Here is a 21,386-nt window from a genome sequence, read left to right as displayed (position 1 = left end):
ATATAATAAATGAAATCTACGCTGAATTAGCCATTCCTGTTATGGAATGATGATGAATTCAACATAAAAACTAACGGAAAAGAGGTTTTGCACATGGTTTATAAATCATGGAAAAATAAACTATTACTCTTATTAACGGCAGTTTTGTTCAGTCTGCTTCTGGGCCTTTCAGTCAATGGGTTTGCCAGTGGACAAAGCGGCGGTTTTTCCTCCCTGGAAGAGGATGTAGAGGCTATTATTGGTGACGATGAAAACTATGCAGTATTTATAGGGACAAAAGATGGAGACATAGGAATTGAGGAGGAAAAGGTATATTCTTCTGCAAGCACCATTAAAGTTCCTATTTTAATCGAAGCATTGCGGCAGGCAGAACAAGGGATAATAAACCTGGATGAAAAAGTTACGGTAACTGATGAGGATATTACTTCCGGCGGCGGAATCATCCGCCATATGTCGGATAACCAAATTTTATCACTGAGAGATTTATTATATTTAATGATCACACAATCAGATAATACAGCTACAAATATGATCATTGAAAGGGTTGGAATGGGTTCAGTCAATCAGGCCAGCGCTGAAATGGGTGCAGAAGATACGATACTGCAAAGGTATATGATGGAATCAGTTACACCAAGGGATAATCTTACTTCAGCAAAAGATATGGCAACCATTATGCAGACAGTGTATGAAGGAGACATATTAAGTTCTGAAAGTGAAGCGGAATTTTTAAGAATGATGGCGGAAGGTATATTAAGCCATTATAAAGGTGACGACCATAGCGGAGTCAGCCTTTACAGCAAAGGCGGCAGTTTAGGCAGTACTAATGTCAGACATAATATCGGTATGTTTACTCACGAGGATGAAGCAGTATATGTGTCGGTCATGTCCCAAAACGCTTCTTTAAAAGATTCCCGAATTAAAATGGCAGAAATAGGCGAGCGTGTGATGGACTACCTGGTAGAGTAATAACCGGTCATGGGGTCTTAAAAAACTCATTTTAAAAGTGCTTTACCTATTCACAGAAGGAGGGTCAGAAAGTATGGGGAAGAAAATGAAAAAATGTCTGCATATGTTTACTGTGTTCATTCTTCTTATTAGTCTGGGCATAAGCGATATACAATATGTGAGCGCTGAGACGGAAAGTTTCGATACGATCATTAGAAATGGAAGTATTATAGATGGTTCCGGTTTGGAAAGATATGATGCAGATATAGCTATTAAAGATGGCTATATAGCTGAAATCGGTGATTTGACCGATGCTGCTGCAGAACAGGAAATTAATGCAGAAGGAAATTTTGTCGCACCCGGTTTTATAGATGTCCACAGTCATGCTAGTCTCTCTGCGCTTAGAGAAGCTGAAAGTCCATTAAGTCAAGGTGTGACCATGGAAGTACTGAGTCCTGATGGCGGGGGACCGGTGGATCTGCAGTCGAGGATTGATTTGGAAGACGGCGGTCTGGGTATAAATATCGGTTCCTATATTGGATTTAATTCTGTTTGGAGTCAAGTAGTCGGCAATGAAGACAGAAGGGCAACAGATGATGAGATTGAAGAAATGCAGCAGCTTATTTCAGAAGCAATGGAAAAAGGAGCTGCAGGTGTTTCGGCAGGATTATTTTACAGACCTGCTTATTTTGCAGAAACAGACCAGGTTATTGATGTGGTAAGTGCAGCCAGTGAATGGAGAACAAACTTCCCAAACCACCAAAGAAATGAAAATAATGAGGTGGTCGAGGCCACTGCTGAAACAATAGAAATTGGGGAAGAATCAGGATTGGCACCGGTTATTACCCATATCAAAACAATGGGACCCAATAACTGGGGGAAATCCGAAGAAATGATGCAGCTGATCAATGACGCAAATGAACGCGGTGTTTATACTGCAGCAGATATTTATCCATATCTCAGAAGCCAGACCGGTCTAACGGCAATCGTTCCTCCTTGGGCGGAAGAAGGTGGCAGAAGTGCCATGCTGGAAAGGTTTAGAGACCCTGAATTACGGGATGTTATAGAAGAGGAAATAGAGGAGATTATGTACAGCCGTGTTCAAGGTCCTGAAGGCGTTTACTTTCCAACAAAGCGGATGACGCTTGCAGACTATATGGATACAGGGGTTGGAAATCCCAGAAGCAGAACATTGTTATCATTTTTAAACTTGAACTATGAGCAGGAATTTGATGTTGATATCGATGAAATAACGGTGACAAATGCAAACGGAAACGTTGTTTATGAAGAGGATTTTGAAGGTGCTGACGGGGATGGCTGGGATAGATCCAAATTTGATCTATTGCATTCTTATCCATCAACTGAAGCCAGCCACACAATTAATGATAATGCAGGACATGTAAATCTGGCACCTAGAATCAGTGGGAATGCCAGTGCTTACAGCAATGTTGTCCCTGGTATGCCCGATGTGGGAGACAGTGAAACATTTATGCGGTTTAAAGTCGGGGATACGATGGGAGCAAATCAAATCATCCGGGTTTGGATTAATTCCGATAATTTTGGCTCCGGCAGCTCATTTGCCATGAATGGGTTTGGGGTTGCAGTACGTCTTGACCGGGATCGTATCCAGGTATATGAAAGAGAAAACAGTTCATCCACCATTCATGAGACCATTTCCAATGCTGGATTGGAACCGGACACTTGGCAGGATCTGAAAGTGAAATTGGAAAATGATACTTTACTGGTAAAAATGTGGCCTTCTGATGAAGAAGAGCCGGAAGAATGGGATTCCAGCATAGATGTATCAAAAGAAGAAGTAGTGGAAGATCAAAAAGCAATGGTAAGCGTGACAAATCTTGACGCTGACAGCAACACATTCCATTTTGATGATTTCAGAGTAGAATCAGCTTCTGGAGAAGAAGTGTATTATGAGTATGACTTTGAAGGAAATAATGGCGATGGCTGGCACAGCAATAAGTTTATCAACATCCATTCTTTCCCGGAAAATGATGTAGACTTCAGTATTCAGGAGAATGCCGGAGTAGTGACGCTTGCCGGCTACGACGCGGATTTATGCTGCAGTACGTATGGGAAGTTTACTCCTGACATGGATGATGTAAAAAACAGTGATGTTTTACTGCGTTTTAAAGCCGATGAAATTGGCGGGGACCAGCAATTGAGAATATTCACGAAGTCGGATGAAATAAAATCCGGCATGACGCTGCCTGCAAATGGATTCGGACTTGAAATCGACTTTGAAGATAATAAAATGTCTTTCATTAACCGTGAAGAGAGTACTACAACCGTTCTTGATACTGCGGATGCTAATTTAGATACGGATTGGCATACACTGAGATTGCATGCCGAAGATGATGAAGTTAGCGCCCGTATTTGGAAAGACGGTGAAGAAGAGCCGGAAGAATGGGATTTCACTTATGTTGAGGAAGAAAGAGAATTAACTATTGGTGAGACTACCATGCAGATTTTGGAAACGGAAGGAAGCCTGCGAACCATTTATGACTTCGGTCACGAAGATGACTTTAGAAGGTTCATTCAATCTCCTGTGGTGGCCATCGCTTCTGATGGCGGGGCAAGTACTTCCAATGAAGTTCACCCGAGAAGGTATGGAACACAGCCAAGGGTTCTGGGGCATTATGTCAGGGAAGAAGGACTGCTTACATGGGAAGAAGCTGTTCAAAAAATGACGTCATTCCCTGCTGCGCTGATTGGCTTGTCTGACCGCGGCTATATTGCCAGGGGGATGAAAGCCGACATTACTATCTTTGACCCTGATACTGTCATAGACCATGCGACTTTTGAGCAGCCAAGACAATTTGCTGATGGCATTGAACACGTGTTTGTTAATGGTGAATTAGCGCTGAACAATGGTGAATTAACCGGCATTCAAGTTGGAGAATTTGTACCGGTTGAACCAAATATGCCAACCCGTCCAGTAACCCAGGATGAAAGTGTTGAAACAAGTGAAAGCCGTGAAATTTTATCATTGGACGGTTCAGACATCGAATCTTCTATTTCCTTTAATCTGGAGCAGGGAGAAAGTGATTTTGAGGCAGCAGGAAGTATGACATTTGTTCATGATGATATGGAACTCGTGGCGGATAAATTTGGCAGAGTCCAGGCTTTTGATGGATGGATAAGCTTTACTGGAGCAGGAACCATCAATGGTGAAATGTTTACCACATTTAGAGTCACTGTTGACGAAAATGATCCAACCATCGATGATGACAAGCCGGTAGTTACGATCAATATTGCCGGTCAGGAGCAAATACAAGGTTACATGGGTGAGGAAGTTTCAGAGCCTTCAGAGCCAATAAGCATTGAAGAAATAAAGCTCCTCATTCAAGAGTTCAGAGATGAGGAAAAAATAGCGGATGATGAAACCTCCAGAGTATTGCAAACACATTTGACTGCAGTTGAGCAATATGAAGAAAATGCTGAATGGGACAAAGCAGTGAGACATATGAACAGCTTTAAAGATGAATTGCTTGCTCATTATACAGAAAATGAATTGATCTCTGAGGAAGCAGCAGCTGTACTGGTGTCCCATGGAGAAAGTCTTATTGCGTACTGGGAGAAGCAATAGTTCGGCATCAAACTAGTTTAATAGAAAATAGATTTAATTGCTTGGAACTCCCTGGGACAAACAAGTTGATCCCAGGGAGTTTAAAAGAATACTGAGAGGAGAACGTTTATGCAAAAAAGACGAATCAGACAATTATCTTCTGTATTTCTAATCATTCTTTTAACCATTACCATGCCAATGACCGGATTAGCAGGAGATGCAAGTGATCCAAGACAAACGCCTACAGCTGTTGGGGATGGCGGGGCTGTGTCCACAGAGCATCCGGAAGCATCTAATGCGGCAATTGAAATATTGAAAGCTGGCGGTAATGCAGTGGATGCAGCTGTTGCAGCTGCAGCGGCTCAGGGAGTAACCCGGCCATTTTCCGGCGGAGTCGGCGGAGGCGGTTTTATGAATATTTACCTTGCCGATGAAGACCGCTCAGTGATTTTGGACCATGTTACAGAGACAAGTGAAAATTTTGGTCCGGAATCCTATATTGATCCGGAGACAGGAAAACTTTATCCCTCAAATGTCCGCAGTGCAAGCGGAATGGCAACAGGTAAACCCGGCATGGTGAAGGCTTGGGAGGAAGCGTTGGAAGAACATGGAACCATGACCCTGGAGGAAGTGCTGCAGCCGGCTATTGAAGTTGCGGAAGAAGGATTTCCGGCTGACGCTAACTTCATTCGGGAGGTTGGGGAACATGCAGATAAATTTCGGCTTTTTGAAAGTTCTATAGATCTTTATCTGGATGAAAATGGAGAGGTACCCGAAGAAGGAACGATAATGAGAAACCCTGATCTTGCTCAAACGTATCGGTTAATTGCAGAGCATGGAAGTGAAATTTTCTATGAAGGAGAAATTGCTGAAGCGATTATAGATACGATCCATAACCCCCCTGTGGTGGATAATCCGCGTCACGAGGTATTAGCAGGGAATATGTCCATGGATGATCTGAAAAATTATGAAGTGCTTCATAAGGAGCCGACCCACACAACATACCGTGACTATGATATTTACAGTGTGCCGCCTACATCAAGCGGTGTAACGATCAGTGAAATATTGAATATTTTAGAGGCTTATGATCTGGGGGATATGTCTAAAGCTCAGGCCTATCATTACTTTTTGGAGGCTTCCCGATATGCATTTGCAGACCGCAGTATGTACATGGGGGACCCTGCACATACAATCATCCCGGTAGATGGCTTAATGTCAAAGGGTTATGCTGCAGAAAGACGATATAACATATCGGATAATTTTGCTACCATTGGCCAGGTTGCTCCCGGGAATCCTTGGCCATATGATGAAGACCCGGATAAGCAGCCGGAGCCGCCGGAAGAAGGAGTTGCCTTTCATCATGATTTTGAAGGAAATGATGGAGACGGGTGGGATTCGACTGTCTTTGCCAATCTTCATTCATGGCCGGGAACACCGCCCGGGGCGACATTTACCATCCAGGATAACATCGGGCAGGTAGTTATGGATGAGCGGCTTCAGGGAAATGGAAGTGCTTATGGGTTGATTACGCCGGATATGGGAGCATTGAATGAGAGCGAATTGTTGGTGAAGTTCAGGTTTAATGAGCTCGGGAATGACCAGCGTTTACGTTTATGGATCCAGGCGGACCGATTCAGTTCCGGAAGCTCCATGGCTCAAAACGGATATGGTATTGAATTGAGAGCTAATAACCAAAATTTGATTTTGCGGGGAAGAGAGGATGGCAGTTCTACTACATTCGGTACTGCAAGTACTGATTTATCCACTGACTGGCATTGGATAAGGCTGAAAGCAGAAGATGATCATCTGGGGGTTCGTCTTTGGAATGATGATATGGAAGAGCCGGATGAGTGGGATATTACGCATGAGCTATCAGATGAGGAAAAAGAAAATAATGCCTTAGGCAGGGCGCTTTTGAGTATTATTAACTTTGATCACGATAGCGGCAACACGGTTCAATTTGATGAGATTACTGTCAATGATTTGGCTGAGGATACACAACTAATGACGATGGAACAAAATGCTGCTGCACCATTGACTTCACTGGAGCAAGATGCAGCTGATTCTCAGGAAATGGAAGAGGAAATTCCTACAGAAACCATTCATTTGTCTGTAGCTGATGGTGATGGGAATGTTGTGAGCTATACGAAGACGATTAACAGTATTGCAGGAAATGGAATGGTTGTTCCAGGATATGGGTTTATTTTAAATAACGGTTTTTCCGGCAGGACTCCAATGCAGGATCCGGACCATCCTAATGCACCAAGACCGAATCTCCGCATGTTGAGTGCGATGACTCCGACGATAGTGGCAAAAGACGGAGAACCGGTAATGACAATTGGATCACCGGGAAGCAACCGGATCATCACAACAAATTTGCAGATCATGATCAGTCTGCTCGATCTAAATATGACTTTACCGGAAGCAATTGACGAACCGCGTTTATCCCAGCGGAATTTAAGTCACGCTAGTACGCAATTTGAAGGGGTTTACCTAGATAAATACGGAACGCTCCTCGACGAGCTTAGAGAGATGGGGCATACTTTTATTGCAGATAATGCAGTACAGGGAATTAGTGCTGCAAATGGCCTTGAGTTTCTGGAAGATGGGAATATCCGGGCCGCTTCAGAGCCGGAGAGAAGAGGCGGGGGAAGCGCCATGGCGATAGATAAGGATGAAATAGAAGATCCAGCTCCTCCGGGAGATTCCAGTGTAGCTTTCATGAAGGAATTGGTTGAAGATTATGCGTCAAACGGGGAAATTACAGATGAAGAAGCGGCCCGGCTGCTTACTACGCATTTGACTGCGATAGAACAGTATGAACAGGCTGGAACGATAGATAAGGCTATCAGGCATATGAACAGCTTTAAATTGCTGGTGAACCATCAGGAAGAAGCAGGTTTGATTACTGAAGATCCTGCCCGCGAGCTAATCATGCATGCGGATCATTTACTTGAGGACTGGGAGTAGATTGATAGGTTAATGCATAGCGTATGAACATGTTCTATGATACTGGCAGCCGGGCTTGAGGATCATGTCCAAAGAGGATCTATGTTAAATCTATTTCAATTCTGCTTCCCATTAACATTAAATAAAGATTGCCAAGTAGTGCTTCCTGTGATGGATTTTACATCACAGGGAGCATTTTTTATACAACATTTTGTAAATACTTCAAGATAACCTTTGTATTAAGCGGCAAATAATCCGAATCTCTCCAGAGCACTGATATGGAGCTTTGCAAATTTTGATTTTTAAGATCAATCGCGGTAATATTCCTTGAGTTTATTAATTGGACCATATCTTTAGGCATAATGGTAACACCGAGGCCGCAGGACACCAAATTTGCAATGGTAAGTATTTCGGGCCCCACACAAAAAGTCTTTGGTACAAAACCGGCTGTTAAACAGGCTCTTTGTAAAAGGTAATACAATGAGGGTGAGTTATTTGAGTCATAATGAATAAAATTCTCGTCGCGTAAATCGTATAAATCGACCAATGGACTTTGGGTAATTTGATGATCTTTTGCCACGACTAATTGTATGGGCTTTCTGGAAAATTCCAGCATATTCAGTCCCTGACTTTTTATATTTTCCGTATCAATAGGTGTTCTGATAAAAGCAAGATGACATTTTTTCTGTTTCAGCAATTCAATGGCCTGAACGGAAGTAGTTTCATATAAAGAAAAATCTATTTCAGGCATATCCTTATGCAGCCTATTTAAGATGTTTGGCAAATAGTTGCTTGCTGCAGAAGGGACAGTTGCTATTCTTATCGTAGTTTCGGGTATGGCCTGTTTATTTGTCAGTTCATTCACGGTATTTTCAATGTCCTGAAATAGAGGGGACAGTTTTTTGTATAAATATTTTCCCTCTGCTGTTAATTCTACTTTCCTTGTGGTGCGGTCAAATAGTTTGAAATTCAATTCTTTTTCAAGGGAAGTAATTTGCTGGCTTAGCCCGGGCTGTGAGATATGAAGTGTTTCGGAAGCTTTACTGTAGTTTAAATGATGTGCAACTTCCAAAAAATAACGAAATGATAATAGGTTCATGGCTGATGCTCCTTTTAGTTGTGATGGTAAGCAGTTTTTAGTCCGATATGTAAATTTCAATAAAGTTATTTGTTTATTTATAATACATGAAAAATAAATAAATTTCATTTTTTTGCTTTGCGTTATTTATCGCGGAACAAAGATTTTATGCTAATAAAGCCTATGAATATAAAGCTCTGCGGGAAGTCACTTGTATCTGTGTCCCTGTTTCAGGGATGCATAAATAATTCTTTTGTACTGGTTATCCGGATTTTTGATATAAAAGTATCATGTGACTTGCAGGTGCAAATTTTTTTCAAGGGGAAATGATCCTGATTTTTCGAGGAATACTTGTATTTTTTATTATAAAACTAGTTATTTTTAATCATTTTAATATTTATTTTTTATTTTTGGAAAAATCTACCCTTTTTGTTTTCCAGCAAAAAAACTATTCTGCCGCTTTTTGGTAATAATACCATATTTGATCTCTGTATATTTTTACCTAATGAAAAATTAGTACTTATTAATCAATCTGAAATTATTGATATTTTGTCGACTTTTTGTGACATCCTTCGACTCAAGTTTCTACTATAGTAGGTTTTACAGCCATTAGTGCTTTGATAGATAAGTTTTTAAACAGGCTGTAGAAGGGGGGATAGCATTCCGGTACAGGGTTTAAATTCGAGGGGAGGATAAAAATTGAAGAAAAAACAAAGACAGGTTCGGGCATTTAGCATTATTGCCACAGTCATCATGATTTTTTCATTAATTACACCAGGGCTCACTTATGCGGAGTCAAACGGGAAGGTAAGCCATTCCCTTAACGATTCCAAGGTAAATGTTCAGAACAAAGTAACGAACAGCTTACAAAATCAATTTGATAACGAAGACAAAGTAACATTTTTAATCAAATTTACGGAAACAGCAGATGTAATGGGGGTCGCCCAGGAAGCAAAAGGAAACACACAAAATGCAAATCTTTCTGCACTGGGCCAGGAACACGTGCAGCGTTCTGCCGTGATTTCTGAATTGAAGTCGACAGCAATGAAATCACAGCAAAAAGTAAAACAGTTCCTTGAAGAAGAAGTGGAAAATGGAAATGCGGAGGATATCCGCTCTTATCATATTGTTAACGGGATGGCAGTTACTGCGACAAAAGAAGTAGCAGAAAAGCTGGCTTCGTTCCCTGATGTAGAGAAACTTTTGCCAAACGAGCAGCGTGAACTGATTAAAGCAGTTGAAACAGATGCGGATGTCCCTGCAAATCAAACAGCGGAAATTGAATGGAACGTAGACCGTGTTGGTGCGCCGGCTGTGTGGGATATGGGCATTGATGGACAAGGAACAGTGGTAGCGAGTATTGACACCGGTGCTGACTGGGAGCACCCGGCATTGCAGGATAAATATCGGGGATATGATCCTGCGACCGGTGAAGTTGATCATACCTACAGTTTCTATGACCCAGTCAATGGAGAAGAGGTTCCATATGATGATCAGGGCCATGGTACTCACGTAACCGGAACCATGGTTGGAAGCGAAGCAGACGGATCGAATCAGGTAGGTGTGGCTCCTGGTGCGCAGTGGATTTCTGTTCAGGCATTTACTGCCGAGGGTGCTTATGATACAGACTTGCTTGCTGCAGCCGAATGGATTTTAGCACCAGGCGGAGACGCTTCAAAAGCTCCGGACGTTGTAAACAACTCCTGGGGCGGCGGACCGGGACTTGATGAGTGGTATCGTGATGCAGTTACTGCATGGAGAGCAGCAGATATTTTCCCTGCCTTTGCAGCAGGAAATACGACGCTGACCAATCCGGGCGGTCCAGGTTCTGTGGCAGTACCTGCGAATTACCCGGAATCATTTGCAACCGGCTCCACCAACAGCAGTGACAGCAAATCATCCTTCTCTTTGGAAGGGCCATCACCGTATGATGAGATCAAGCCGGATATTGCAGCACCGGGTGAAGGCATCCGTTCTACCATGCCTGGCGGCGGATATGGCGGCATGAGCGGTACGTCCATGGCATCTCCAGCGGTGGCAGGCGTAGTTGCATTATTGAAATCTGCTAATGCTGCACTTGATGTAGATACAACGGAAGAAATTTTAATGGAAATGGCTGATTCTGAAGCAGGCACAGATGACTCTTTCCCTGAGTCTCCAAATCACGGATACGGGCATGGAATTGTGGACGCTTATGCAGCAGTTTCCTCTGTTATATCCGGTCTTGGAACGATTGAAGGTCAGGTAACCATGGATGGAGAGGATAATGAGGCTCCGACTTATAACCATGAAGCTCCTGCTGAGACCTATGAGGGAATGGACTTGGATCTGACTATGGAGGCAAGTGACAATGTAAGTGTTACTTCCGTTGAGCTGCACTATAATAATGAAGTAGTAGAAGTACCTAGAGTTTCCGGTGATTTCCGTTCCGGCGAGTACGCTGTAACGGTGCCGGGAGAGGATATTGATGGTGAAGAATTCACGTATCATTTCGTTATTAATGACTTTGGCGAAAATGAAGTTACTTCAGATGAATATGTGGTAGATGTTCAGCCTGGTATCACAGTTGGCTATGAACAGGACTTTGAGTCAACACCGGCAGGCTGGGCTTCTTTTGGCGATAATGACAGCTGGGAATGGGGCGAGCCGGCTTCAGGACCTGGAGAAGCTGCATCCGGAGATAAAGTGTACGCCACTAATCTATCAGGAGATTATGAAAATAGCTCCGATGCCATTTTAATGATGCCGCCGGTTGATTTGCCGGAGGGAGAGTCCTATTTACAGTTCAATAACTGGTATAACATTGAAAATAACTGGGATTATGGTTATGTTGTCATCTCCGAAGACCAGGAAAATTGGAATGTATTAATGACGTATACCGGTGAAGCGGCGGAATGGGCACCTGCAGAGGTGGATTTAAGTGAATATGCCGGTAAACGTGTATATATAGGTTTTCAAATAGATACTGATTTCAGTGTTACACGGCCTGGCTGGTATATTGATGATGTAGCTTTATCTGACGAGTCATTGGGCCTGGATTCCGAAAACACCGGTTTAATCAAGGCAAAAGGCGAAATGACGAAGGAAAAAATGAATGCGAAGATTGAAGCTCAAAGTACTTCTATTTCCGAAAGTGCGAATGGAGCAGCGGCAAAAGAAGGTGTGCAGAATGCCAGTGGACTTCCATTGGATGCGCAGATTAGTGTTATGGAAAGCGATCGTTCTACAAACACAAATCCACAGGATGGATCATACAGATTAATGCATGCTGCGGGGACATTTACTGTGGTGGCTGAAGCATACGGTTTCTATGCTGAGGAGCAAACTGTCACAGTAGAAGCGGACAGTTCCACAGAAGCAAACTTCACCTTGGAAGAATTGCCTGAAGGTACCGTAAATGGAACAATAACAAGCGAAAATTCCGGCAATCCGGTCGAAGGCGCAACAGTAATGCTTGTAGAAGATGCAAATGTTGAACCGGCAGAAACGGATGCAAACGGAAATTACGAAATTACAGGTTATGAGGGTGACTATACCTTAAGAGTAATTGCGCCTGATTTTTATTCGAAAGACGTAGAAATAACAATTGATGGGGATATGACCCTTGATATTGAACTGGAACCATTCTTTACTGTACCTGGCGGTGAAATCTACTATGATGATGGTACAGCCGAAAACGCACGTGCATTTTATGATGCAGGAAACAAATGGGCTGTTAAAATGAGTCTGCCTGAAGACAGAGAGTCTGCACTTGTAACAGATGGTGTTTTCCAATTCCATGACTCAGATTTCCCTGTACCGGGCGGTACACCATTTGCAGTTGAAGTCTGGTCAGCCGGGGATGATGGTATGCCTGGTGAAAGATTGGCCGGTCCGATTGATGCTGAAGCAGTCAGGGATCTGAATGAATGGACAGTTGTTGACCTTCGTGAGGAAAGCATTCAAGTAAATGGCGACTTTTTTATGGTCTATGTACAAACGCAGGATAACACGGGCTCACCAGGACTTGCTACAGATGAAAATGGACCAAATGCAGAAAGAAGTTATCAGGAAGTTGGCGGAGTATGGTCACCATCCCCTGCTGCCGAGGGTAACTATATGATCCGTGCCCGTGTAGCTTATGAAGTAGATACGCCAGTAATCACTTCACCGGAAGATGGAGCAGTTACAAATGAAGCCAATGTTACTGTAGAGGGTACTGCTTCTCCGGAAACAACGGTAGAAGTACTGCAAGATGGTGAAGAAGCTGGCTCTGCTGAAGTTGGGGAAGATGGAACTTTTGCTGTAAGTACGGAATTGACTGAAGGTGAAAATGAATTTACAGCAGTAACATATGTTAACGGGGAAATGGCGGATGAGTCTGAACCAATCACTGTAACATTGGATACAGAAGCACCGGATTTAACGGTAACAAGTCCGGAAGATGGGGAAAACACCACCCGTGAAACAGCAACCGTAGAAGGTACAGTCAGTGACGACCACCTTGAAACAGTTACTGTAAACGGCCAGGAAACAGCTGTGTCTGACGGTGAGTTCTCACAACGGATTCTTCTTAATGAAGGAGAAAACGTAATCGAAGTTATGGCAGCAGATGAAGCTGGTAATGTATCAACCGAAACCATTACCATTTTCGCGGACTATACCGCACCGGAAATTTTCAGCTTGACACCGGATGAGGACCAGGAACTTGAAACCGGGCAATCCATCATGATTGAGTTTGAAAGTGAGCCGGGACTGCGCGCTAGTTTTGTGGTGCATATGCCTCTTACTGACTTTGGTATGAGTACGATGAATGCAACCGAACTGCCGATGATGGAAATAACAGAAGGACATTATGTCGGCTACTGGACAGTACCGCGTAATGCTTATGCTGATGGGGCGGTAATCGAAGTCATCGCAAGAGACAGCTTTGGCAATGAAACCCGAGAGCAAGCTGATGGGAGACTTTACGTCAACCTGGAAGATTAAACTTCAGGTAAGCAGCAGGAATGTTCTGCAAAAAGATTTTCATGTTAAGGAGAAAGGTATAGAGACTTCGTGTCTTTATACCTTTTTCTTTATTTGCTTTAAACTTGCCGCCAACTGTAATCCTTTTTCCTTTTTATTTCTCCGCTGATAGGAAAGCAATTAACGTGAATTGAAACCGTGGAGCTTGCAACGAAAGAAGGATGCAAAGACAATGAAAATTTTTGCATCCTTTTTTAATAACCATATTGCAACAGAAGAACCGCCCCGGTGTTGCAAGTTTTGATATATATAAGTACTTTCCCTTGAAACCAGAATAATTTTATGTATAATGGAATTAGATAATTAAATATTCGATTCCAATCTTCGGGGCAGGGTGAAATTCCCGACCGACGGTAAGGAGCTTTATAGCTCTAAGTCCGTGACCCGTGAAAGCATGCTGCTTGAGCGGTGGATCCGGTGTAAGTCCGGAACCGACAGTTACAGTCTGGATGGGAGAAGATGTTGAGCCAATCGGTGTATTTTTGTGTACCCGGTTTTCCATTGACGTACTATTCCCTAAAGCCCCAGCGGCTTTAGGGTTTTTATGTTTGATGGAGCGAAAGGCTTTTCCTTCATCACGAGATCGGGATCGAAAAAGATGGAGGAGAAAGATTATGAAAAACAGGAAACTATTAAAACTTATTATTCTGGCATTGCTAGGGGCGATATCTCTTGTACTATTTTTCTTTAATTTTCCGCTCCCATTTCTGCCGCCTTATTTAAAAATCGACTTTAGTGATATACCGGCACTGATGGCATCCCTTATTTTTTCGCCAATGGCCGGTGTGATTGTCGTTGGAATTAAGAATCTGCTTTATATGGCAATTGGCGGAGGAGAGCCGGTTGGTGTGGCATCCAACTTTTTGGCGGGGATTATGTTCGTCGTACCTGTTGCAATCCTTTACCACAAATTTAAAAAAGGCGTCAAAAGCGTAATATCCGGTCTTATTGCTGGAACAATCATTATGGCAGTCGGTATGAGTATATTAAACTATCTAATTATTTTACCAGTCTATGCCTGGTTCATGGGTATGGAAGAAATGCATATAACAAGCGTGAAGTTTTATGCAGTGCTGTACGGTATCCTTCCATTTAATATTATAAAAGGAATTGTTGTCGGATTAATGTTTGTACCGCTATTTGTAAAAATGCGCAGCTGGATTGAACAGAAGCGTCTTGATATTGCATAGAAAGCAAAAGCTGGTCCCGTGCGGCGGCCGGCTTTTTTATTTGCATAAAAGTAAGGGCCTTCAAGTCATGCCTTCTAGAATAAATACTTAAAAACCTTACTTTATTCTTTGCTATTTAAAAGTGGTGGTGTATACTTTTATTAGCGTATAAATTGAATAATGACGATAAATAAGGTGTCTTTTAAAACAAGACTTAAAAGGGAAGTTTGGTGAAAATCCAACATGGTCCCGCCACTGTGAATGGTAAAAAGCATTGTATAAATCCACTGTGCATATACTGCATGGGAAGGAACAATGCATTAGCCATGAGTCAGGAGACCTGCCTTATTTAATGCGCCAATTAAACCTACGCGGATAGGGAGGTGTATGAAAAGATAAATGAGGATTCTTCATGAATTCCCATTTTGCTTATTCAGCATCTCTGTTTCAGAGATGTTTTTTTAATGGCTGGACATCTGTTTTTGCCTGTAAGCAAAACAAGTAAAAGAATGGAACAATTGGAGGAATAAAATTGAAAAACTTACATGTATTATTGTTCTCCCTTCTGCTGGTGACAGGCATTTTGGCCGGCTGCGGGGAGACAGAGGATGATGCAACAGACCAGACTGAAACGGAAACAGAACAGACCGAACAGCCGTCAAGTGATGAATCAGCTTTTCCGGTTACAATGGAAGGCAGTGATGGAGAAGAAGTAACCATTGAGGAAAAACCGGAAGCTATCGTTTCCCTTATTCCAAGCAATACCGAAATTGCTTTTGCCCTCGGTCTTGGTAACAATATAGTTGGTGTTTCCGACCATGACAATTACCCGGAAGAAGTGCAGGAAAAGGAAAAAATCGGCGGGTTGGAATTAAATATAGAGATGATTTTATCACTGGAACCAGATTTAGTGCTGGCACATCCCACGAATTCACCGGAAGGTATTGATCAATTAAAGGAATCCGGTTTAACAGTATTAATGGTCAATGATGCAACTAATTTTGATGAAGTGTATGAATCCATTGAAATGATGGCGGAAGCTACTGGAACAAAAGAAGAGGGCGAGAATATCATTACGTCTATGCAGGATAAATTATCAGAACTGGAAGAAAAAGCTGCTGGAATACCAGAAGATGAAGTAAAAAGTGTCTACATTGAAATTTCACCGGAACCTGAAATATTTACACCGGGAAATAATACGTTTGAAAATGAAATACTAACAAAAATCAATGCGGAAAACATTGCAGCTGATCAGGAAGGCTGGATAGAGTTAAGTGAGGAAGCCATTGTGGAACAAAATCCGGAGGTCATCATATTGAGCTATGATTTTGTTGAGGATCCGGTTGGACAACTCATGGGCAGGGATGCATGGCAGGATATAGAGGCTGTAAAAAATGAACAGGTGATCCAGGTGGATACCGATATTATCAGCCGTCCGGGACCACGACTGGCAGAAGGAGCGGAGACGCTTGCAAAAGCCATCTATCCGGATGTTTTCGAAGAGCAATAAAGTTTTTCCATATATATTTCTTGCAGTTCTAGCAATATTTACAGTTTTATTGGGGACATCCATAGGGACAGTTTATGTCCCCTTTTCAACGATTATCCATATTATCACGGCAAACATCATCCCGAGCGTACCGGCAGATGCGATAGACAGCATGTATGAAAATATTGTATGGAATATCCGGCTCCCCCGGGTGCTACTTTCAGGACTTGTCGGGGCATCCCTGGCTATTTCAGGTGCTGCTTTCCAGGGTCTACTGCGCAACCCGCTGGCGGATCCCTACACGCTGGGCGTATCTTCCGGTGCTTCCGTCGGTGCAGTAATCACTATCTTTTTTGGACTCACATTGCCGCTCCTTGGACCGTTTACATTACCAGTATTCAGTATTTTGGCGTCATTTATTACGATATTTATCGTGCTCTATTTTGCCCAGCGGATTGATCGGGCAATGCGGGTAGAGACCATTATCCTGACGGGTGTTATTTTCAGTTCTTTTTTAGGTGCCCTGATTTCTTTAATGATTGCCCTCACAGGTGATGAATTGAGGCAAATTATTGGCTGGCTTTTGGGCAGTGTTTCCATGAGGGGCTGGGATCATATAAAAATAATTATCCCGTTTTTCCTTGTTGGCTCCATTTTATTAACACTGCATGCAAAAGAGCTGAACGCCATGTCGTTTGGGGAGGAGCAGGCAAAGCATTTGGGAGTAAATGTGGAACGGAAAAAGATGAGTATTTTAATTGCGGGCTCCATTCTAACAGGTGCAGCTGTTGCGGTTTCCGGGACCATTGGGTTTGTCGGGCTGGTAATTCCGCATTTCGTCCGGATTCTTTGGGGTCCGAACCACGTGCATTTACTGCCCTTGTCAGCAATTGCGGGGGGAAGTTTTCTTATACTTGCTGACCTGGTCTCCAGAATGATTATTGCACCTTCCGAATTGCCGATTGGTGTCATTACCGCACTTATTGGTGCCCCTGTCTTTGCAGTAATTTTGATCCAAAGACGCAAGAAGCTGGGCGGCGAAAAAGGTTCATAAAATTCATCACAGATTTTAAAGGATCATAGAAAATCAGAAAGAAGAGGGTACTATGATTGAAGTGAAGAATGTCTCCGGCGGTTACCATAACGCAGAAATTTTAAAGGATATCTCCTTTCAAGTTGAAAAAGGGGAGCTGTTTGGTGTCATTGGACCAAATGGCAGCGGAAAAACAACACTTTTAAAAACGGTCAGCCGCATCCTGGATGTAAAACAAGGTGAAATCACTATAAAAGAAAGACCAATATCTGACTACACAGCGAAAGAATTTGCACAATTGGTTGCTGTGCTCCCCCAGAATACAGCGCAGACATTCAGCTATACCGTGAAAGAAACGGTGTCGTTGGGGAGGTATGCACACCAGCGCGGATTGTTTCAAACGATGTCAGAGAAAGATGAGGCAATGATTCAGGGAGTCATGAAACAAACAGGTGTGGAAGGATATCAGGATGTGCCGATTGATTCGCTTTCCGGCGGAGAACGGCAGCGGGTTTTTCTTGCCCAGGCTTTAGCCCAGGACCCGGAGGTTTTACTGCTTGATGAACCGACAAATCATCTGGATATTGCCTACCAGAAGGAATTGCTGGATGTCCTTAAGATATGGACAAAAGAAAAAGATTTAACGGTGATTTCCATTTTTCATGATTTGAATTTAGCCGGACTTTATTGTGACCGTTTGCTCCTTCTGCAAGATGGTAAAAAGGAGATTTGCGATCAGGCAAATGAAGTATTAAAAAGAGAAAGGATTCAAACTGTTTATGGAGCGGAGATTGAAGCACACCCGCATCCAAAGGTAGCTAAAACGCAGATGATGCTCGTTCCCAGATTTTTTGGCAGACAGAGAAATAATATTATAACGAAGGATTTACTGAAAATAACAGAGGAAAAAATTACGCTGCAAACAGAGGCCCCATTAAGAACGATGTCTTCCGGCGTAACGGGTGCCGGTGTTGGCTGGCATAATACTTTTGTCAATCGCCATGTGGATCGGAATTATCATTGTACAGACCATAAAAACGAAATGAAAAATTATTTAATTGATCATGGATTCCATCCGAATGATACGGTTGGCATGATGACAGCAGTCAGGTTATCGGACGTGGCCCATCAATTTCGGGAAGGAGAAGGATTTTCTGCTTTAATTGTGGTTACGGCGGCGACAGGCAATGCAGTAGACGCTTCTATGGGACAAGAACGTACCATCCCATATAAGCCCGGTACGATTAATATTTGGGTGCTGATTAATGGACAATTAAGCGAAGAAGCGTTTATACAATCCATGATGACAGCTACAGAAGCAAAGACGGCAGCAGTTAAAGAATTAGGTATATTGGATATCGAAACAAATACACAAGCAACAGGAACATCAACGGATAGTATATTAATTGGGGCATCGCAACAGGGGAAAATGCTCACCTATGGCGGAACAGCCACCCCATTAGGACAGCTTGTCGGCAAAGGTGTTTATCAATGTATGAAAAAAGCTTTGGAAAACTACTTTAACTGGAGAAACAATTAATGGTCTTTTATCACCTTATCTCCATCATTTTAGCTGTCGTCATTGACCGTATGATTGGTGATCCTCCCAATTTCCCTCATCCTGTTAAAGGTTTTGGAAAAATGATCGCTTATTTTGATAAGAAATGGAATCGGGGACATCAAAAGAAATTAAAAGGTTTCTTTATGCTGATGATCTTAATCGTTATTATTTTGACACTGTCGATTGGGATAGTCCTGATCGCCTATTATATACATCCACTGCTTGGTATTTTTACAGAAGCAATTCTTATATCAACAACAATTGCTCAGAGAGGGCTCAGAGAAGCAGCACTAGAGGTAGAGAAACCTCTGGAACAAGGTGATATCGTTAAAGCGAGGCAAAAGCTGTCGAATATCGTAGGGCGGGATACGGAAAATTTGTCCCAGGAAGAAATTGTTCGGGGGACTGTGGAAACAGTGGCAGAGAATACAAGTGACGGCATTACCGCACCGCTATTTTGGGCCGCTATTGGAGGAGCCCCGCTGGCGTTAACGTACCGTCTGATAAACACTTGTGACTCAATGGTTGGCTACAAAAATGATGTCTATCAAGACTTTGGATGGGCCTCAGCACGAATGGATGATGTCGTTAATTGGCTTCCGTCCCGGTTGACAGGTGTTATAATGATGCTTTGCAGCCGTGCAAAAGAAGTCTCCTGCAAAAAAGCATGGACCATTTTATTCCGTGATGCGAAAAAGCACCCAAGTCCCAACAGCGGCTGGGGAGAAGCTGCTGTAGCTGCACTGCTTGGAGTTCGTCTGGGCGGGGTCAATTATTATAAAGGAAAAAAATCGTACAGGGTGGAAATGGGAGAACCTGTACACAGGCTGCAGCTCAGGCATATTACTGACAGCATTAACATCATGCAGCGTACAGTTATACTTTTTTTACTAGCCTTAATTTTAGGGAGGGTCATCATTGAAACTGCCATCGCATGGATCTAACCCATCATATTTATATCAGGCGTTTGAAATTCCATTACCTGATAAAATCATTGACTTCAGTGTAAATTTAAATCCTTTTGGACCACCTTTGAAAATAAAAGAAAGTTGGTCAGCATGGCTTCCGTTAATTGAAGATTACCCTGATCCGCATGGAACAGAATTAATCCAACTTATATCGGAAACAGAAGGGATAGACACTGAAAATATTCTGCTGGGAAATGGGGCTGCCGAGCTGATTTCCTTAGTTTTAAATTATTTGGCGGAAAAGCATATTGGGATTATACAGCCTGCTTTTTCCGAATATGAAAAAGCAGCGAGAGCCAATCGCTGTCATGTTACATATATTCATCTTCCAAAAGATAATTGGTCACTGGATGCGGAGACTTTATCAGGCAAGCTGGATTCTTTAGATGCTTTGTTTTTTTGCAATCCAAACAATCCAACTGGCATCAGCTATTCAAGCGCTATTTTATTGGACATGCTGAAAGTGTGTGAAAAGCATCATTGTTATTTGATTATTGATGAAGCCTTTCTCGATTTTTTAGAAGATGGCCAGAGTCTCTCACACTTTATTACGGAAAGTAATTATTTAATCATTTTGCGGTCACTGACAAAAATGTACGCTATAGCAGGTCTCAGACTTGGATTTCTGATGACGAATCAAAAATTGCTGGAAAAATTGCAGCGCATGCAGCCGCACTGGAACGTAAATGCCTTAGCACTTGAAGCCGGTAAAGCGGCTTTGAAAGACAAGGATTATGTTTATCAGACAAAACTATATGTTCGTAAAGAAAGAGAAAGAATGATATATGAGCTGAAACATCTGGGATATCAACTTTCCGAAAGCAAGGTTAATTTCTATCTGCTTCGGGACCCCTCGCTGCACAATCAATCTCCGCTTATTCACTATTTAATGCAAAAAGGAATTGTTCCAAGGCATACGGAGAACTATCCCGGGCTCAACGGACGATGGCTCCGTTTTGCTGTTCGGCAGCAGGATGATAATAATATACTCTTGGAGGCACTGACGGCATGGAAACAGGAAAGCTGATTTTTATTACAGGTGGTGCAAGAAGCGGAAAAAGCTCATTTGCAGAGGAGTATGCCGCTTCCGAAGCGGAAATAAAAGCAGGCAGCCTGCATTATATTGCAACATCCAGACCTGCTGATAAAGAAATGATACAAAGAATTAAGCGGCATCAGGAGGACCGGAAGAAAAGCAGAAACACCTGGATAACATGGGAGAGACCGATGGAATTACAAGCAATGGAACCACATTTTAAGCAGGCTGACGTTGTATTGCTCGATTGCTTGACAGTACTTTTATCAAATGAGCTTTTTCAATATGAGCTTACAGATCATCCCCGGGAAAACAGACACTATGAAAAAAAAGTATACGATGCCATATTAGAAGGGGTTTTCTCCATTGTAAAGACAGTTCATACACTTATTGTGGTCTCCAATGAAGTTTTAACGGAACCGTTAATAGGTGAAACAGTGGTGAGATCTTATACGAAGATATTGGGAAATCTTCACCAGGAAATAGTAAAACATGCTGAAAAAGCTTATATAGTAGAAGCTGGCATACCTATTTTAATGAAGGAGCGATCCTGCTGATGAAGGGAATT

At 42.6% G+C, this 21,386-nt stretch carries 12 protein-coding genes and 2 riboswitches; of the genes, 11 read left to right on the top strand and 1 reads right to left on the bottom strand.

The window, feature by feature from the left end:
• Positions 1 to 93 precede the first annotated feature (93 nt).
• The 3 genes from GHD25_RS10310 (at position 94) to GHD25_RS10300 (ending at position 7,498) form a co-directional block, all read left to right on the top strand.
• On the top strand, positions 94 to 966 hold the full coding sequence (locus GHD25_RS10310; protein ID WP_164216509.1) for a serine hydrolase: 873 nt from the start codon (positions 94 to 96) through the stop codon (positions 964 to 966).
• 73 nt (positions 967 to 1,039) lie between these two features.
• A complete protein-coding gene (locus GHD25_RS19960; RefSeq protein ID WP_240452301.1) occupies positions 1,040 to 4,549 on the top strand; it encodes an amidohydrolase family protein in 3,510 nt (1,169 codons plus the stop codon).
• 108 nt (positions 4,550 to 4,657) lie between these two features.
• Positions 4,658 to 7,498, top strand: a complete 2,841-nt coding sequence (locus GHD25_RS10300) for a gamma-glutamyltransferase (protein ID WP_164216507.1) — start codon at positions 4,658 to 4,660, stop codon at positions 7,496 to 7,498.
• Between the two features lie 178 nt (positions 7,499 to 7,676).
• Here GHD25_RS10300 and GHD25_RS10295 read toward each other — a convergent pair whose 3' ends face one another.
• Positions 7,677 to 8,576 carry a LysR family transcriptional regulator gene (locus tag GHD25_RS10295; protein ID WP_164216505.1) on the bottom strand — a complete coding sequence of 300 codons (900 nt, stop codon included), beginning with the start codon at positions 8,574 to 8,576 and terminating at the stop codon, positions 7,677 to 7,679.
• Positions 8,577 to 9,308: 732 nt separating this feature from the next.
• On the opposite strand from GHD25_RS10295, the gene GHD25_RS10290 reads away from it, so the two are divergent.
• The 8 genes from GHD25_RS10290 to GHD25_RS10255 all read left to right on the top strand — a co-directional run bounded on the left by GHD25_RS10290 (position 9,309) and on the right by GHD25_RS10255 (position 21,375).
• Positions 9,309 to 13,523 (top strand): S8 family serine peptidase, encoded by a 4,215-nt coding sequence (locus GHD25_RS10290; protein ID WP_164216669.1) that lies wholly within the window; start codon positions 9,309 to 9,311, stop codon positions 13,521 to 13,523.
• 355 nt (positions 13,524 to 13,878) lie between these two features.
• A riboswitch (FMN riboswitch) is annotated at positions 13,879 to 14,027 on the top strand.
• A 149-nt stretch (positions 14,028 to 14,176) separates the two neighbouring features.
• On the top strand, positions 14,177 to 14,752 hold the full coding sequence (locus GHD25_RS10285) for an ECF transporter S component (RefSeq protein ID WP_164216503.1): 576 nt from the start codon (positions 14,177 to 14,179) through the stop codon (positions 14,750 to 14,752).
• 155 nt (positions 14,753 to 14,907) lie between these two features.
• Positions 14,908 to 15,093, top strand: a riboswitch (cobalamin riboswitch).
• Between the two features lie 170 nt (positions 15,094 to 15,263).
• Positions 15,264 to 16,241 carry an ABC transporter substrate-binding protein gene (locus GHD25_RS10280; RefSeq protein ID WP_164216501.1) on the top strand — a complete coding sequence of 326 codons (978 nt, stop codon included), beginning with the start codon at positions 15,264 to 15,266 and terminating at the stop codon, positions 16,239 to 16,241.
• On the top strand, positions 16,201 to 17,274 hold the full coding sequence (locus GHD25_RS10275) for a FecCD family ABC transporter permease (protein ID WP_164216499.1): 1,074 nt from the start codon (positions 16,201 to 16,203) through the stop codon (positions 17,272 to 17,274). The genes GHD25_RS10280 and GHD25_RS10275 overlap by 41 nt, the downstream gene beginning before the upstream one ends.
• A 52-nt stretch (positions 17,275 to 17,326) precedes the next feature.
• A complete protein-coding gene (locus GHD25_RS10270) occupies positions 17,327 to 18,793 on the top strand; it encodes an adenosylcobinamide amidohydrolase (RefSeq protein ID WP_164216497.1) in 1,467 nt (488 codons plus the stop codon).
• Entirely contained in the window at positions 18,793 to 19,758 is a 966-nt protein-coding gene (gene cbiB / locus GHD25_RS10265; protein WP_164216495.1) for an adenosylcobinamide-phosphate synthase CbiB, read from the top strand. Before GHD25_RS10270 ends, cbiB begins: the two co-directional genes overlap by 1 nt.
• A complete protein-coding gene (cobD, locus tag GHD25_RS10260; RefSeq protein ID WP_164216493.1) occupies positions 19,733 to 20,809 on the top strand; it encodes a threonine-phosphate decarboxylase CobD in 1,077 nt (358 codons plus the stop codon). The genes cbiB and cobD overlap by 26 nt, the downstream gene beginning before the upstream one ends.
• The gene (locus tag GHD25_RS10255; protein ID WP_164216491.1) at positions 20,791 to 21,375 is read left to right on the top strand and encodes a bifunctional adenosylcobinamide kinase/adenosylcobinamide-phosphate guanylyltransferase; all 585 of its coding nucleotides are present in this window, start codon (positions 20,791 to 20,793) and stop codon (positions 21,373 to 21,375) included. Before cobD ends, GHD25_RS10255 begins: the two co-directional genes overlap by 19 nt.
• Positions 21,376 to 21,386: the final 11 nt, after the last annotated feature.

Origin of the sequence: Virgibacillus aidingensis (assembly GCF_010994035.1) — a bacterium.
Lineage (GTDB): Bacteria > Bacillota > Bacilli > Bacillales > Amphibacillaceae > Virgibacillus_N.
This window is presented reverse-complemented; position numbering and strand designations above follow the sequence as displayed.